Raw genomic sequence first — 2,501 nt, 5'->3', positions numbered from 1 at the left:
TTGGCCGTAAGTGCGATTCCGGATTAGCTGCCAATGTGCCAATCGCGGGGGGTTTCGTTCAGGACTACAACTGCCACACACCACCAAAGCTAACTGACAGGAGAATCCAGATGGATGCACAAACACGCCGCCGCGAACGTCGCGCAGAGAAACAGGCTCAATGGAAAGCAGCAAATCCCCTGTTGGTTGGGGTAAGCGCAAAACCAGTTAACCGCCCTATTCTCTCGCTGAATCGCAAACCGAAATCACGAGTAGAAAGCGCACTAAATCCGATAGACCTTACAGTGCTGGCTGAATACCACAAACAGATTGAAAGCAACCTGCAACGTATTGAGCGCAAGAATCAGCGCACATGGTACAGCAAGCCTGGCGAACGCGGCATAACATGCAGTGGACGCCAGAAAATTAAGGGAAAATCGATTCCTCTTATCTAGTTACTTAGATATTGGCCTTGGCTTTATCTCAATATTATATGGATCATAGCTGGCAACTAATTCAGTCCAGTAAATATCCTCAATAGGGAATAATATATGCTTCCCATTCCATCGGGAAAAAGTTTTGTTCAACACACCAAGCTCAATCAACTCACTAATGTATGGGAATTGTTTTGATGTAACCACATACTTCCTGCCTTCATTAAGGGCTGCGCACAAAACCATAGATTGCTCTTCTGTAAGGTTTTGAATTACTGATCGCACTTTATCGTTTTGCATCTTAATGCGTTTTCTTAGCTTAAATCGCTTATATCTGGCGCTGGCAATAGCTGATAATCGATGCACATTAATTGCTAGCGAAAATGCAAGAGCAAAGACGAAAACATGCCACACATGAGGAATACCGATTCTCTCATTAACATATTCAGGCCAGTTATCTGGGCTTAAAAGCAGAAGTCCAACCCAGATAACGATCATATACATGGTTCTCTCCAGAGGTTCATTACTGAACACTCGTCCGAGAATAACGAGTGGATCTCATAAGAATATATCAGAGATAGCGAATTTTATGCTCTCTGAGAGCCACTTTCCTTACGTCCTTTTCTTAGAGGGGTCTAACTTTTTAACAGAAAATATCTCAATAACAAGACCAGATGGAAGGGTTGTTAATCTTGAGTATAATTCTGGTATATTAAATAGGTTAGATCGACTAACTGCAGCTAATTATGGAATGCCTATAAATAGTAATCTATGTATTAACAAATTTGTAAATCATAAAGACAAAAGCATTATGCTACAAGCAGCATCTATATATACTCAAGGAGATGGGAGGAGTGGGATTCGAAAATCATGTTTGAAATAATGTTTGATATATCAACGACTTCGCTCAGAGTGTTGGGGCGTGACTTGTTTGAACAGCTTACATCTAAGTGATATTTTTTATTTTAATAAGGTTTTAATTAATGGCTAGAAATGCAACAAACAAGTTACTGCACAAAGCTAAAAAATCGAAAAGCGACGAATTTTACACTCAGTATTGTGATATTGAGAACGAACTGCAATACTACAGAGAGCACTTCTCTGATAAGGTTGTTTATTGCAATTGTGATGATCCTAGAGTAAGCAATTTCTTTAAATATTTTTGCAGTGAATTTTTGATAATCTTGGCTTGAAAAAGTTAATAGCATCTTGCTATGTAGAGAATAAAGAAGGTTTTTCTAGTAGCGAAGCCGCGAAGAACGGATTTTACTATGAATATCATAAAGAAAATGGAAAGAAATTAGTTTTTGATGATATTAGTGTTTCTTCTTTCTGTGGCGATGGCGATTTTCGCAGTTCGGAGAGCATTGATCTGACTAAAAAAATCAGATATTGTTGTTACGAATCCTCCATTCTCGTTATTTAGAGAGTATCTTGATCAACTAATTAAGTATGATAAGAAATTCCTTATAATTGCTAATGTTAATTCAATAACATATAAAGAGGTGTTTAATCTAATTAAGGAAAATAAGATTTGGCTTGGGGTTCATCTCGGGAGAGGTGTTTCTGGATTTATTGTTCCAGAGCATTATGAATTATATGGTACTGAGGCGAGAATTGATTCTAATGGTAATAGAATTATCTCGCCAAACAACTGCTTATGGCTAACTAACCTAGATGTCTTTATTAGGCATAAAGACTTGCCTCTTACAAGAAAATATTTTGGGAATGAAAGTTCATATCCAAAATATGATAATTATGATGCTATAAATGTAAACAAAACAAAGGATATTCCATTAGATTACAATGGGGTTATGGGGGTTCCTATCACATTCTTGCATAAGTTTAACCCTGAGCAATTTGAGTTAATAAAATTTAGAAAGGTGTTGATGAAAAAGATTTGTCTATAAATGGTAAATGCCCTTATTTCAGAATTTTGATAAAAAACAAACGATTACAAAAGTAATTGATGTTTGTTAGTTTTTTCTTGAGATCATTAGCTTCGTCGTAAGCTTCGGTACCAGAAACGAAAAAAACCACCTCTCCAAGCTTATCGATGATAAGCTGTCAAACATGAGAATTCTTGAA

General features: G+C 37.0%; 7 protein-coding genes. 6 read left to right on the top strand and 1 reads right to left on the bottom strand.

The window, feature by feature from the left end; translation table 11 throughout:
• The coding region (locus EOS_RS44500) for an antitermination protein N (RefSeq protein WP_235442836.1) at positions 1 to 434 on the top strand (434 nt) is incomplete at its 5' end.
• Here EOS_RS44500 and EOS_RS15975 read toward each other — a convergent pair.
• The gene (locus EOS_RS15975; protein ID WP_000281856.1) at positions 435 to 917 is read right to left on the bottom strand and encodes a superinfection exclusion B family protein; all 483 of its coding nucleotides are present in this window, start codon (positions 915 to 917) and stop codon (positions 435 to 437) included. It lies immediately after the preceding gene.
• Here EOS_RS15975 and EOS_RS49235 point away from each other — a divergent pair.
• The 5 genes from EOS_RS49235 to EOS_RS49215 are packed head-to-tail and all read left to right on the top strand — an operon-like array spanning position 916 to position 2,323.
• Positions 916 to 1,296: an EcoRI family type II restriction endonuclease gene (locus EOS_RS49235; RefSeq protein ID WP_407639143.1), complete on the top strand. Its 381-nt coding sequence runs from the start codon at positions 916 to 918 to the stop codon at positions 1,294 to 1,296. The genes EOS_RS15975 and EOS_RS49235 overlap by 2 nt on opposite strands.
• Complete coding sequence (locus EOS_RS49230; RefSeq protein WP_235442837.1) at positions 1,284 to 1,367, top strand: hypothetical protein; 84 nt, start codon at positions 1,284 to 1,286, stop codon at positions 1,365 to 1,367. The genes EOS_RS49235 and EOS_RS49230 overlap by 13 nt, the downstream gene beginning before the upstream one ends.
• A gap of 29 nt (positions 1,368 to 1,396) precedes the next feature.
• Positions 1,397 to 1,606, top strand: a complete 210-nt coding sequence (locus EOS_RS49225; protein ID WP_075645344.1) for an adenine-specific methyltransferase EcoRI family protein — start codon at positions 1,397 to 1,399, stop codon at positions 1,604 to 1,606.
• The gene (locus EOS_RS49220; protein ID WP_075645343.1) at positions 1,603 to 1,839 is read left to right on the top strand and encodes an adenine-specific methyltransferase EcoRI family protein; all 237 of its coding nucleotides are present in this window, start codon (positions 1,603 to 1,605) and stop codon (positions 1,837 to 1,839) included. The genes EOS_RS49225 and EOS_RS49220 overlap by 4 nt, the downstream gene beginning before the upstream one ends.
• A complete protein-coding gene (locus EOS_RS49215) occupies positions 1,805 to 2,323 on the top strand; it encodes an adenine-specific methyltransferase EcoRI family protein (RefSeq protein ID WP_407639144.1) in 519 nt (172 codons plus the stop codon). Before EOS_RS49220 ends, EOS_RS49215 begins: the two co-directional genes overlap by 35 nt.
• Positions 2,324 to 2,501: the final 178 nt, after the last annotated feature.

The sequence above is a fragment of the Caballeronia mineralivorans PML1(12) genome, from assembly GCF_001028175.1.
Taxonomy (GTDB): Bacteria; Pseudomonadota; Gammaproteobacteria; order Burkholderiales; family Burkholderiaceae; genus Caballeronia; species Caballeronia mineralivorans.
Note: the sequence above shows the minus strand (reverse complement) of the source record. Positions and strands in the feature narration are given on the sequence as shown.